Origin of the sequence: Oscillatoria sp. FACHB-1407 (genome assembly GCF_014697545.1) — a bacterium.
Classification (GTDB): Bacteria; Cyanobacteriota; Cyanobacteriia; order Elainellales; family Elainellaceae; genus FACHB-1407.
Window position 1 is genome coordinate 1 of sequence record NZ_JACJSA010000037.1, and the last position, 12,983, is coordinate 12,983.

Consider the following 12,983-nt stretch of genomic DNA (forward strand, 5'->3'; position numbering starts at 1 on the left):
GACACAATTCGCGCCGTTCATAGCGGACAAACTCGCATCCCCTCAGAAGTCGCTGCAAAATTAGCGGCTCGGCTCAGCAGCCCCAATCTCACTTACCGTGAGTTGGAAGTATTGCATCTGATCGTGGCAGGGCAAAGTAATAAAGAGATTGGTGCAAGTTTGCAAATTAGTGAAGGAACGGTACGTGCCCACGTGAATAACATATTAAGCAAGCTGGGTGTGAGCGATCGCACCCAAGCCGCAACATTAGCATTGAGAAAAGGCTTAGTGCGGCTGGAGTAAGGTAACTCCTCTAGAAATGGCGATCGTATTTCTGGCTATACTCCATCAGCTAAATGTTATAGAAACTGATAGACCAAAAGGATTAGTTCACTATCTATCAATTTGCGTAGTAAAAGATTGCTAGCAGTGTCATAGGCGGAATCAATCTTCCCAAATAGACTAGAGAGCAACAACGAAGGTTAAATGAACTTGACCTGAGTGCTTTCAATTTGGGGTTATCACTGTGGCGCAGCTTGTAGTTCCAGTTAGTGAATGTGACCACATTCTAGGAAGTCGAAGTGCAACCGTTACACTGCTGGAGTACGGGAACTATGAAAGTCCGCGCTGCAAAGAAGTCCACCATACTATCAAAACAATTCAAAAGCGTGACGATCGATCCTTCTGTTTTGTGTTTCGCCACTTCCCTTTAACTGCGATTCACCCAATGGCTCAACATGCGGCTGAAACCGCAGAGGCAGCAGCAGCTCAAGGATACTTTTGGGAAGTTCATGATTATCTTTTTGAGCAACAGCATTACCGAGGTAATGGTAAGCTACTTCGTTTCGCTGCGTCCTTAGGGTTGGATGTCGATCGCTTTGAGCGAGAAGTGGCAGAGCATCTCTATGTTCCTAAAATCCAAGCGGATCGGGAAAGCGGTATTGCTAGTGGGGTAAATGGAATTCCTACATTTTTCATCAATCGCGATCGTTATAACGGAAGTTTGACAAATGAGGCATTATTAGCGGCGATCGAGCAGGTAGGACAGTAGTCAAAGGGGCGGTGCTTATAGTTTGTAAAGGATTGCTTGAATGATGACAAGCCAAATTGCACTGGTAACAGGTGGAAATAAAGGAATTGGATTTGCAATTTGTCAGGGACTTGTGGCAGCAGGTTTTGAGGTGATTTTGGCAGCACGTTCACTGGATAAAGCAAAACAAGCAGTTGAACAGCTTTCATCATCAAATGTCTATCCAATTGAAATGAATGTGGCTAATGATTCTTCAATTCATTCAGCGGCAGAAGATATACGTGATCAATTCAGCCATTTAAATGTGCTGATCAACAACGCAGGGATTTATCCGGATCAGGGTGTGAATATCCTCACGGTCGATCGTGATTTGTTAAATCTAACAATGAACACAAATGCATTTGGTCCAATCCAAATCATTCAGGAATTTTTGCCCTTGTTAGAGAAAGCACCTGCTGCTCGCATCATTAATGTTTCTAGTGGCAATGGTGCGCTAGACGGAATCAGTGCAAATGTCCCCAGCTATTCTCTCTCCAAGCTCGCTCTAAACGGTGCAACAATTCTATTAGCAAAGGCATTGCACTCGAAAGGAATTGCAGTATACGCCATGTGTCCCGGTTGGGTAAGAACTGATATGGGTGGTAATGCTGCGCCACGATCGCCCGAACAAGGTGCAGATACTGCGATCTGGTTAGCGACAGAAGCTTCTCCTAAGTTGAGTGGAAAGTTTTTCCGCGATCGCAAAGAGATTTCTTATTAACTCAAGAGGTGTTTATGACTGACAATTCAAAAGTCTGGCTCATCACAGGAAGTTCAACGGGCTTTGGTCGATCGCTCACTGAAGCAGTTCTTGAAAAAGGTGACATCGTTGTTGCGACTGCACGTAAACCTGAACAATTGGATAACCTGGTGCAGCAGTATCCGAATACAGTAAAAGCTATTCGCCTGGATGTCACGATTCCCCAAGAAGTTCATAACACAGTTAATACTGCACTTGCTGTCTTCGGTCGAATTGATGTCTTGGTGAATAACGCAGGATACGGTGCATTGGGAGCGATCGAGGAAGTCAGCGAAGATGCCATTCGTCGCCAGTTTGAGACGAATGTGTTTGGAGTTTTGAATATGACACGGGCAGTATTGCCTTTGATGCGGCAGCAACGCAGCGGACATATTCTAAATTTGTCATCCATTGGTGGGTTTGTTGCTTTTCCTGGCGTTGGCGTCTACAACGGTAGCAAGTTTGCATTGGAAGGAATTTCTGAAGCATTAGCGCAAGAGGTAGCGCATCTGGGCATTAAGGTTACGATCGTCGAACCGGGAGCCTTTCGCACCGACTTTAACGGACGTTCTCTAGCAGTGCCAGATCAGCGAATTGGAGACTACGCCGAAAGCAGCGGTAAGCTCCTGGATTGGGCAACAGAAGTTGATGGTCAGCAGCCCGGCGATCCTGACAAAGCAGCAGGGGCAATGATTCAAATTGTGGAGAGCGCCAATCCTCCATTGCGATTGGTGTTAGGTGCAGATGCCGTGAATTTGATGGAGAACAAGCTGCAATCGCTCCAAGCAGAACTGGATGCATGGAGAGAAGTTTCAGTAAACACAGCTTTTGAAGGGGCAGAAATGATGGCGATCGGAGGATAGAAGGTTAGTTTTTAAAGGAAGTTGACATGGAATTTACAGACTACAAGGATAAGTACGAGAATCTGAAACTAGAGCGTACAGACTCTGGTATTCTGACCATCACAATGCACACCAGTGGCAATTCGCACGTTCATACAGGTAAGGCACATCGAGAGTTTCCAGAGGCATTTAGTGATATTGCCCGCGATCGGCAAAATGAAGTAGTAATCTTCACAGGAGCAGGTGAACAATGGATTAGCCACATTGACTTTTCTACAGTGGATGACATTACAAAGCCTGCGGGTTGGTATGCCATCCTCACAGAAGCTCGTCAGCTTCTTTACAACTTTCTTGATATTAGTGTTCCCGTCATTTCCGTTGTCAATGGCCCTGCACCAATTCATGGCGAATATGCCTTAATGGGAGACATTATTCTGGCGGCTGAAGAAGCGTACTTTCAAGACAATCAGCATTTGTCAGTTGGAGGTGGGGTTGTCCCAGCCGATGGTGTACAAATTCTCTATCCGGCAGCAATGGGGTGATGTACGAGGACATTATTTCCTCCTAACGATGCAGAAGTTAACAGCGACAGACGCATTGCAAATTGGCATGGTTAACGAAGTTCATCCCCGTGAGAAATTGCTGTCTAGAGCTAATGAACTCGCTGAACAATTGCTTCGTCTCGATCCATTCACTCGTCGCTATACGCGGCTCATGTTCACACGAAAACTGAAGCGGCGCGTCATTGATGAATTACCGTTTGACATGGGTTTAGAGGGACTATCAATTGTTTCATCAGTTAAGCCTAAAATATCTAGTTCATGAGTTTGCCGTGAAACGTGCAACGAGATAAACAGTAGCAAAAAACTACTTTGACAACACTAAATCAAGATGTCACGCGAATCCTTACTGGGCACTTCATGCAGCTTTATCACTTTTTCCCTCAAAAGTAGTGACAAAGCTACCGGATCCTTACAACCATGTTCTTCAAGGGTAAAGTCTGACGAAATCCGTATGCTTTTCTTTTGAAGTCCCAAAAATTTCATTAAAGGGTAAATATCATGAAAATTGGCATTATTGGCTCAGGCAACATTGGCGGCACATTAGGGCGACACTGGGCAACGGTGGGACACGAAGTTTTGTTTAGCTCCAGAAATCCAGAGGAGCTAAAATCAATGGCAGCCAAGGTTAATGCTCAGACAGGAACAGTGCAAGAAGCTGTGACCTTTGGAGACGTCATTTTACTAGCAATTCCATTCGGTAAAATTCCTGCACTAGTGCAACAGGTAGGACGTTTGGATGGCAAGATTCTAATTGATGCTACTAATCCTTATCCCCAAAGGGATGGCGATATTGCCCGGCAGATTATCGAGAACAAATTACAAACTGCAACAGAATATGTTGCTAGCCAGTTTCCAGGTGCTCACACAATTAAAGCATTCAACTCCATCTACTACAAAGTATTAGAGGAAATGGCGTTTCGTTCTGGTGATCAGCGCATTGCAGTTCAGGTTTGTGGCGATGATTTCCAAGCTAAGCAAATGGTGATTCAGTTGATCGAAGCAATCGGATTTGCCGCTCAAGATATTGGCAATCTAGCCAGTGGTGTAATCTTTGAGCCAAATGCACCCCTCTACAACAAAAATCTCACCATTACAGAAGCAGATGCACTTTTGCTTCAATTGGCTGCCTGAGCCAAGCTGTTCAGTGCTTTTATGACATGAGAGTACTGATTAAGGAAGCTAGCTTAATAGGCTCACCAGGTAGGCTCTCTCTATGTCCTTTAGTAAAGGTGGGTCACTTAGCCTTACAAATCTGTCTTGATGTCGTTTAATCTCCTACCGTACGGCTCGAAGAGGGGATGACAAAAATTTAGTAGTGAATAAAAGACCAATTAATTAGGAGTACAACGGAATGCCAACTATCACAGTCAATGAACAAGCCTTCTCCTGTGAATCTGGTACTAATCTTCGCGATTTTCTGCTCAGCCAGAAGGTGAAACTGTATAACGGTAAAGCGGCAACCATTAATTGTCATGGACATGGCACTTGTGGTGCCTGTGCAGTAGCAATTGAAGGAGTCGCTTCTGAGCCTACAACTGTAGAAAAGATACGGTTAAATCTTCCTCCTCACAAAGGCATCGAATCAGGTCGTCGCCTTGCTTGCCAGGTCAAGGTTTTGGGAGACATTAAAGTGACTAAATACGATGGTTTTTGGGGAGAAGGAGAAGTTCCTGTCACGATGATTCAGGCAGCTTCGGCTTCAGCTTGATTGATAGCAATCAGTCAATTTTGTGATTCACGCCTTATATATCGCCCCTTGTATAGGACGAATGGATACTGCCAATCCAAGACGGCGGAATTAACCTAATTACGGAGTACAACTGTCATGCCGAAAATAGTTCGATTTTACAAGTTTGGTAGTGCAGAGGTTCTAAAGCTGAACGATGAACCCTTCAAAGAACCAAGTGCTGGGGAAGTACGACTGAAGGTTGAGGCGATCGGGCTTAACCGTGCCGAGGTTGGTTTTCGAGCAGGTAGATATCTAGAGCTACCTGAAACGTTTCCATCTACCCTGGGGTATGAAGCATCGGGAATCATCGATGCGATTGGTGAGGGCGTAACGAGTTTCCAGATTGGCGATCGCGTCAGTACCATTCCTGCTTTTTCCATGAAAAAGTACGGCGTGTATGGGGAAAGCGCAATCGTCCCAGCAACCGCTGTTGCCCCTTATCCTGATAGCCTCTCACCCCAACAAGGAACTGCCATTTGGATGCAGTATATTACTGCCTACGGTCCTCTGGTTGAGTACGGGCAGGTGAAAGCAGGAGATTTTGTTTTGATTACAGCCGCTAGCAGTAGTGTAGGCTACTCCGCGATTCAAATCGCCAAAGCCGCAGGAGCAGTGGCGATCGCCACGACGCGCAGTACAGCTAAAAAGCAAATGCTGTTGGACAACGGAGCAGATTACGTCATTGTCACGAATGATGAAGACTTAGTCAGCCGAGTTATGGAGATTACATCGGGACATGGGGCTGATCTAATTTTTGATGCTATAGCCGGATCGTTTCTAGAACCTTTGGCAGCGGCAGCCGCACCAGGAGCAACTATTTTTGTCTATGGTGCGTTAGATGAAACTGCATCGACTCCTTTTCCTCTATTTGCTGCATTGCAGAAAGGTTTGAAGGTGCAGGGTTATACATTGTTTGAAATCACAACTAACTCTGAAAAATTAGACCGTGCCAAACAATACATCTATGACGGTTTGAAATCAGGAGCACTGACTCCTGTGCTTGATCGCCTCTTTTCACTGGAGCAAATTGTGGAAGCACATCAGTACATGGAATCCAATCAGCAGAATGGCAAGATTATTGTCACCGTTTAAACGCTTAGCAACTTTAAGATGGAGTAGGACACAGGTATGTCTGATCATTTTGACGGTCCTCGGATGCTTGCCGAACCAGTCATTGATATTACAGATTTATACGCTTTTCCCAGTCCTGAGACGGGGCGTTTAGTTCTGGTCATGAACGTGTTTCCATTTGCTGGAAATTCTGCATTTTTCTCGGATGGGGCTATCTACAAATTTCGGATTCGCCGCGCTCATATTGCCTACACTGGGCAGAAACCAGCCTTTGACGTTGATCATCAAGAATTTGATTTTACTTTTACTTTTGCGGCTCCAACCAAGGAGAACGGCAGCGATCAATTCGTGCAACAAGGGACTTGTACAACGCCAACTGGAGATACTGTCTCATTTCAAGTTCACGCCCCGGAAGGAACTCAATCACCAGGGTTGCGGATGTTTGCTGGACTGCGACTTGATCCGTTCTTCGCTGATGTAACGTGGGTATTACGAACCACGAAACATCACCAGGTAGCATCAAGTTCAGGCGAAGATTTCATTAATGGAGCGAATGTTCTTAGCATTGTGGTTGAACTAGAGGTCGCCACACTGCTTGGAATACCAGACCATTCATTATTTGCAATCGTGGCAGAGACATGGACAGCGGGTAAGCTACCGATGCGTCTGGCTCGCTTAGGTCGTCCGGAAATTAAGAATTTTACCATGTCGATTCCTCGTGCTGATCGAGTCAATCAAGACCTGGAAATCCGCGATCTCTATAATCAGGAAGACGCTTTCAACTTAGCTCCCCCTTATCTGAGTGCATATCGCGCTCGCCTCAACGCAAACCTTGCCGATTGGGATCAGTGTGACGGTAAAACAGACTGGCAACTTGATAAAGAAGGCAATCATCCCCTCACAGATTTGCTACTAGCTGACTTCCTGATTGTTGATGTTTCTAAACCCTTCTCTGAAACCAGTTACTTTGAGATTGAGCAGTCAATGCTCAAAGGCATTGTTCATCAGACTTGTGGTGGGCGATCGCTCAATGATGACATCGTAGATACGATGTTTACGCTCTATATCAATGCTGGAAATGGCGATCGCATTTCCGATGGTATTGATCAAGCATTCAAGCGGGCAAATTATCAATTTCCCTATCTGCAAGCCCCTAACCCGACTCCACCTGCACTGCCAAACTTTGATCGACTGGCCCAGATTCTAGCTGAGCCGTAAATGGAGAATATTATGGGGCAAATTCCTGCATCGTCAAAACCATTGTCTCAAGCAGAGTTTCGGACAACTGATGGCGCGATCGCACTAATTAACTTAAACTCTCAAATCGAGGGGCAATTATGGCAATTTAGGCGGCGTAATATTAGTGCGGTTCAAGGAGCAGGTCTGGTCGAACTGTTCGCGATGCGGGGACAGTTCTTGAGTAACATTGGCGATTATGAATACGCCAGTCAACTTGCTGAACAGCTTGTGCAAAAATTCCCTACAGACGCAAACTCTTTCTTTGCCCGTGCCAGAACCCACACCATTTTTCATCGCTTTTCAGCAGCCCTAGCGGATCTCAATTGCAGTGAGCAACTTGGTTATGACGATAGTCATGTCAATGCAGCGCGGGCTACAATTTTGCAAGCAATCGGTCATTACGAGCAAGCGTTAACCATTCGTCAGCGCGCAGTTGAAACCAATCCAAATATTGACACATTGGGTGCATTTGCAGTTCTGCAACTTGACCGTGGCGATTTTGTCACAGCGGAACAACTAATGATTGCTGCTCAAGAATCCTACTCTGGTATTTCGCCCTTCCCAATTGCATGGTTGTACTTTCAATGGGGGCACCTGTGTGTGCAGGCAGGGAACTTATCTTGTGCCTGCGCTTGGTTTAAAGCTGCTAGCCATCGGTTTCCGGCTTATGCTGCTGCTCAAGGGCACTTGGCGGAAATAAATGCAGCTTTGGGTAATGATGAGGTAGCAATCATCTTGCTACGTCCTTTGGCTTTATCAGCAGATGATCCTGATTATGCTGCACAATTGTCAAGCATTTTAAGCAAAACCGGACAGGATGCAGAAGCGAAACATTGGCGTACCGTTGCTGCAATTCGCTATGAGGAATTGGTAGATTGTTACCCGGAAGCTTTTGCCGATCATGCATCTCGATTCTGGTTAGGAACTGGGGCAGATCCGTTAAAAGCACTTCAGCTTGCTCAAAAAAATCTAGAAGTCCGTCAAACGCCACAAGCATACAGCTTATTAAATCAAGCTGCGGTAGCTAACCAAGAACGTAGGTAGGTTTCAAGAGCCAGTTACTAAGCAGGTAGTGCTGTAATCCACCTAGCTTCATCTAAAAACGAGGAAAAAGTGATGATTAAATTTGTTTACTGCATTCGTAAGCAGTCTAACTTGAGTAATGAGGATTTCCATGCATTCTGGAAAGATGTCCACGGTCCCTTCATTCGCAAACTTGCTCAAATGCTGAAGGCAACTAAATATATTCAAAGTCACACGATCGATACTCCAGTAAACCTGGAAATTGCCAAGTCACGGGGTTTAGACGCTTCTTTTTATGATGGCGTTACCGAAATTTGGTGGGACAGTATGGAAGATTTTTTAGCCGCAGTAAGTACACCTAAAGGACAAGCAGCCGCGCAACAGTACATCACAGACCCGACAGTGGGAGAAGTTAATTTCGTAGACTTTGCTCAATCTCGCGCTTTTCTCACGGAGGAGTATACCGTTTTCGACTTCTCCTCAACACCAACCGTCTAAGACAATAACTTCAAACCATCTAGCTTTATGAGGTCATCATGCAGTTTTTGATTTTGGCACGAATTGCTCCAGGGATTGCAACAGAGCAAGTATTACCTCACGTCAAGGCTGAGGCTGAAGCTGTCTGGCAACGCTATTCGGCAGAGACTGTGCGATCGTTCTATTACATCGCAGACATGAGCGGTGCAGTACTGCTTTGTGAAGCCCCAGATTTGCAGGCAATGCAAGCGATCGCCTCCGAGTTTCCAATGGCAAAAGCTGAGGCTTTAGCATTCGAGATTCTGCCCTTGAAGCCTTACACAGGTCTAGAAGCACTGTTTGCCAAGACGTAGTTTAGCCAGTTGAGAAGACCTCATAGTGAACCTGTGCAAGCGAATTCAGGGGTTTCTCAACTTTCAGAGAACCAACAGCGGAGAAAGGCTACGAGTGACTTTATGGCAATAATGCGGTTGTGCAGGGGAACTTAAGAAAACTACCTGTAAATTACCCTTGGAGAAATTAGGGCATGGCTCAGGAAACATTTCATGATCAGCTCAGCTTAGAAGAACGAGCTGAGGCACTTGGGAAACAAGCACTATTGCATTGATGAGGCAACCAAGCAATTAGTCAAAGAAACCCGTGTTCCCATTCCAGCAGAACGGGGACAACCAGAACGGGTCGATTATGAGTATGAACGCAACGGCACAGCGAACTTGTTTATGGTGAGTGAACCGATGGTGGGATGGCGACGGGTGGAGGTGACAAAGCAACGCACAGCCCTCGATTATGCTCACTTGCTCAAAACCTTAGTTGATGTAGATTACGCCCAAGCAGACAAAGTCATCGTCATTCAAGATAATCTCAACACCCATTCGCCTTCGTCATTGTACAAAGCCTTTGAACCAGAAGAGGCACAGCGAATCTTGGGCCGTGTGGAGTTTTGTCACACGCCCAAGCATGGCAGTTGGTTAAACATGGCTGAAATTGAACTGAGTATTTTGAGTCGTCAATGTTTGGATCGTCGCATTCCTGATATGGACACGCTCAAGCGGGAAGTTACAGCTTGGCAGGATAACCGCAATCATGAGGAAACCTGGATTGACTGGCGCTTTACGACTGCTGATGCCAGGGTGAAATTAAAGCGACTTTACCCGTCTATTAATAATTGACTGAACACTAGTAATGGGAGGGTAGTATTTGGTCTTAAAAGGAGGGAGGAGCTACATCTAAAACCTGCTCCTTTACCCGACTGCCAACCTTAGAACAAAGAAATCAAGAGTAAGGTAGAAATACAAGAGATCACAAAGGTAGCAAGAATGCATAAGACAGGCTCCTGACAAATCTGGTAAACATCCTAACAGAGGTACCCGTTGGACAGTCAGCTTAGCTGCTGGACAACAGGAAACATTTTCCCCTCCAAAAGGAGCTAAAACATGAATAAAATTGCGCTTGTGACAGGTGCTAGTCGTGGATTAGGACGCGCTATTGCTCTACGACTTGCAAAAGACGGAATGACTGTCGTCATACACTATAGTCAAAATCAAACAGCTGCTGACGAAGTTGTATCTGAAATAAAGTCTTTGGGCAGTAAAGCTTTCGCTGTTCAAGCTGACATTTCTAAAACCTCTAGTATTGCCTCGATGTTTGAGGAAATCGATGTGCAACTAGAGACCATTACAGGAGAATGCAAATTTGATGTTCTTGTTAACAATGCAGGTACAGCTATAGCAAAGCCTGTCAATGACTGGACTGAGGAAGATTTTGATTATCAGTTTGCTCTCAATGTGAAAGGGCTTTTCTTTGTCACTCAGTTCGCTATACCGCGTCTTCGAAACAATAGCCGGATCATTAATCTTGGCACTGGCTTGACTCGTTTTTCCTACCCCATTTATGCAGTATATGCAGCTTCTAAAGGTGCCGTAGATGTATTGTCCCAGCATTTGGCTGTTTTACTCGGAGAGCGCGAAATCACTGTGAATACTATTGCTCCAGGAGCTATTGATACAGACCTCAATGCATCCTGGCTGCGCTCTGAGGAAGGGCAACAACAAACCCTTGCTACTTCGGCTATCAAGCGAATTGGTATGCCTGATGACATCGCAGATGTAGTTTCATTCCTCGCGTCAGAGGACAGCCGTTGGGTGACAGGTCAGCGCATTGAAGCTTCAGGCGGTGCGCATCTGTAATTGATTCATAGGCAGTCTAACCAGTTGCTGCACCAGAAAAAATTGTCTGTTAGCTACTGAGGCAATCTGTGTCCGGTGAGCTTGACTGGTAGCTCTCTATGCATAATCGTTATCCGTCTTGAGATAATGGTTTGATGGTTACTGGTAAGTATTAGGGTAATTGAGATTGTGTAAGACGTTTAATTGTTGTTTCGACTGTATTTTTCTCTAAAACATTCTTCTGTGAACTATGGCAGAGCAAAGTTTCATCCTGCAAGAAGATTGGCTCGAAACGGTTCAAATTCAAATGCGAGTGTTCACGGAAGCCCCGGTAGATGGCCTAACGTGGTACGAAGGGTACTCCGATCCTTGTTTAGTTGTTAACTTTAATGCCCAACTTGCAGCCTTTGAAGTAGAAGCAGCCGGGGGAAAAGGTTATAAAGGTCCAATTGTTCCTGGAGATTTTTCATTTCTACCTCCCGGTTCAACTTTTGGTGGGTATTATAAGGGTGCACATATGCGCTATGCCTCTATCACATTTCCTGCTGAGAGCCTAAATCCGCAATTTGCAGATGGAAAGCCGCTTATTATGCACAGCGATCCACTCATCCGAGGATTAGCAGAAGCGTTGTATAGTCAAGGGTATCGCAATGATCCCGATGTAATTTTGTATCGAGAAAGTATCACTAATGCCCTGATTCAACATCTGAGATTGATTCATCTGCATCCTTCAACGTTGGACGAAAGACAACCCATTAACTTTAATCTTCTGGAGAATTACGTTCAATCTAAGCTTGATCAGAAGATCACGATTGCTGAATTGGCAAGCATCGCAGGAACAACGTCACAATTATTGCAACGCATTGTTCGGAAGCAGTTTAATCAATCGGTGTATGAATGGGTGACTACAATGCGATTAAGGCGATCATTAGAACTGCTACGATCTAGCAATCTGAACTTAGCAACAATTGCGCTCGAAACTGGTTTTGCAAATCAATCCCACTGGACTCGGCTATTCCGCCGACAGTTTGGCATCACTCCAGGTAAACTTCGTCAGCATTGAACGGATTGTGACAAATTTGCAGCCGATTGTGATAGCAGTAGTCAGCAATATTTTGTAGATTGGTTACCACTCAGAACTAGGAGTGGCTATGACTCAATCACTTACAGGCAAAGTTGCCGTAATTACAGGTGCATCGAGAAATATGGGACGCGCATTTTCAGAAGCACTAGCTGCCGAAGGTGCATCTATTGTTATTCACTATCGCAACCCTGAAATGAGAACGGAAGCAGAGGATTTAGCAAGCAAAGTGCAGAAGTTGGGCAGTGATGCTCAGATTGCACAAGGTGATTTAACCAACATTTCTGAAATCGAGAAACTGTTTGAAATCACGATGAAACGATTTGGTCGCCTCGATATTCTGATCAACAACGCGGGAATGATCATCAAAAAACCAGTTCTAGAAATTACCGAGGAAGATTACGATCGCATTTTTGCCATCAACTCAAAAGCTGCCTTTTTCTGTATGCGTGAAGCGGCGAAACACATGGCGGATAACGGACGAATTCTGAACTTAGGAACGACTTTGCTTGGTGCAACTACTGGGTATTACTCAATCTACGCAGGAAGCAAAGCACCGCTAGAGGACTTCACTCGTGCTTTAGCCAAAGAAATTGGGCATCGTGGTATTACAGTCAATACTATTGCTCCTGGACCCATCAATACCTCATTTTTTCATCCCGCAGAAACTCCAGAGTCCACAGAGTGGCTCAAACATCAAAGTGTTAGCGGACAACTTGGTGAGATCAGTGACATTGTACCGATGGTGAAGTTTTTAGTTTCTTCTGAAGCCAGATGGGTGACTGCACAAACCATTTTTGTCAATGGGGGGTTCCTAGCCAGGTAATCTTGGTTATGTAGGTGTTCTAACAAATCATTGGTGCGGTGATGTAATGCCATTTTGCTTCGTTTCTACGTTATCTGTCACCACTCAATTTGGTCGTTAACCTGCATAATTTCAGCTGAAGCCGGTGCTTGTAGGAGCATTTGAGATTAATAAGCACTATGGGGTAGATTTCTGTTACAT

16 protein-coding genes and 1 pseudogene are annotated in these 12,983 nt (G+C 45.1%); all 17 read left to right on the plus strand.

Going from position 1 to position 12,983, the window contains the following annotated elements; translation table 11 throughout:
• Positions 1 to 282, plus strand: a 282-nt coding sequence (locus H6G89_RS32305; protein ID WP_190514123.1) for a helix-turn-helix domain-containing protein, incomplete at its 5' end; no start/stop codon positions are given.
• A gap of 223 nt (positions 283 to 505) precedes the next feature.
• Positions 506 to 1,030 carry a DsbA family protein gene (locus tag H6G89_RS32310; protein ID WP_199337065.1) on the plus strand — a complete coding sequence of 175 codons (525 nt, stop codon included), beginning with the start codon at positions 506 to 508 and terminating at the stop codon, positions 1,028 to 1,030.
• Between the two features lie 40 nt (positions 1,031 to 1,070).
• Entirely contained in the window at positions 1,071 to 1,769 is a 699-nt protein-coding gene (locus H6G89_RS32315; protein WP_199337066.1) for an SDR family oxidoreductase, read from the plus strand.
• Positions 1,770 to 1,783: 14 nt separating this feature from the next.
• On the plus strand, positions 1,784 to 2,650 hold the full coding sequence (locus H6G89_RS32320) for an oxidoreductase (protein ID WP_190514124.1): 867 nt from the start codon (positions 1,784 to 1,786) through the stop codon (positions 2,648 to 2,650).
• Positions 2,651 to 2,676: 26 nt separating this feature from the next.
• A complete protein-coding gene (locus H6G89_RS36045) occupies positions 2,677 to 3,171 on the plus strand; it encodes an enoyl-CoA hydratase/isomerase family protein (RefSeq protein WP_199337067.1) in 495 nt (164 codons plus the stop codon).
• Positions 3,134 to 3,454: an enoyl-CoA hydratase/isomerase family protein gene (locus H6G89_RS36050; protein ID WP_199337068.1), complete on the plus strand. Its 321-nt coding sequence runs from the start codon at positions 3,134 to 3,136 to the stop codon at positions 3,452 to 3,454. Before H6G89_RS36045 ends, H6G89_RS36050 begins: the two co-directional genes overlap by 38 nt.
• A 236-nt stretch (positions 3,455 to 3,690) precedes the next feature.
• Complete coding sequence (locus H6G89_RS32330) at positions 3,691 to 4,323, plus strand: NADPH-dependent F420 reductase (RefSeq protein WP_190514125.1); 633 nt, start codon at positions 3,691 to 3,693, stop codon at positions 4,321 to 4,323.
• 220 nt (positions 4,324 to 4,543) lie between these two features.
• Positions 4,544 to 4,900 carry a 2Fe-2S iron-sulfur cluster-binding protein gene (locus H6G89_RS32335; RefSeq protein ID WP_190514126.1) on the plus strand — a complete coding sequence of 119 codons (357 nt, stop codon included), beginning with the start codon at positions 4,544 to 4,546 and terminating at the stop codon, positions 4,898 to 4,900.
• 117 nt (positions 4,901 to 5,017) lie between these two features.
• Complete coding sequence (locus tag H6G89_RS32340; RefSeq protein WP_190514127.1) at positions 5,018 to 6,013, plus strand: zinc-dependent alcohol dehydrogenase family protein; 996 nt, start codon at positions 5,018 to 5,020, stop codon at positions 6,011 to 6,013.
• 36 nt (positions 6,014 to 6,049) lie between these two features.
• Positions 6,050 to 7,210 (plus strand): DUF4331 family protein, encoded by a 1,161-nt coding sequence (locus H6G89_RS32345; protein ID WP_190514128.1) that lies wholly within the window; start codon positions 6,050 to 6,052, stop codon positions 7,208 to 7,210.
• A 12-nt stretch (positions 7,211 to 7,222) separates the two neighbouring features.
• Positions 7,223 to 8,275, plus strand: a complete 1,053-nt coding sequence (locus H6G89_RS32350) for a tetratricopeptide repeat protein (RefSeq protein ID WP_190514129.1) — start codon at positions 7,223 to 7,225, stop codon at positions 8,273 to 8,275.
• Between the two features lie 72 nt (positions 8,276 to 8,347).
• A complete protein-coding gene (locus H6G89_RS32355) occupies positions 8,348 to 8,752 on the plus strand; it encodes an EthD domain-containing protein (RefSeq protein WP_190514130.1) in 405 nt (134 codons plus the stop codon).
• 38 nt (positions 8,753 to 8,790) lie between these two features.
• Positions 8,791 to 9,084, plus strand: a complete 294-nt coding sequence (locus H6G89_RS32360) for a hypothetical protein (protein WP_190514131.1) — start codon at positions 8,791 to 8,793, stop codon at positions 9,082 to 9,084.
• A gap of 228 nt (positions 9,085 to 9,312) precedes the next feature.
• A pseudogene (locus H6G89_RS32365) lies at positions 9,313 to 9,900 on the plus strand (IS630 family transposase); the annotation flags it as partial.
• Positions 9,901 to 10,164: 264 nt separating this feature from the next.
• Positions 10,165 to 10,917, plus strand: a complete 753-nt coding sequence (locus H6G89_RS32370) for an SDR family oxidoreductase (RefSeq protein ID WP_190514132.1) — start codon at positions 10,165 to 10,167, stop codon at positions 10,915 to 10,917.
• Positions 10,918 to 11,146: 229 nt separating this feature from the next.
• Positions 11,147 to 11,959 carry a helix-turn-helix transcriptional regulator gene (locus H6G89_RS32375; protein WP_190514133.1) on the plus strand — a complete coding sequence of 271 codons (813 nt, stop codon included), beginning with the start codon at positions 11,147 to 11,149 and terminating at the stop codon, positions 11,957 to 11,959.
• Between the two features lie 88 nt (positions 11,960 to 12,047).
• Positions 12,048 to 12,803 carry an SDR family oxidoreductase gene (locus tag H6G89_RS32380; protein ID WP_190514134.1) on the plus strand — a complete coding sequence of 252 codons (756 nt, stop codon included), beginning with the start codon at positions 12,048 to 12,050 and terminating at the stop codon, positions 12,801 to 12,803.
• Positions 12,804 to 12,983 lie beyond the last annotated feature (180 nt).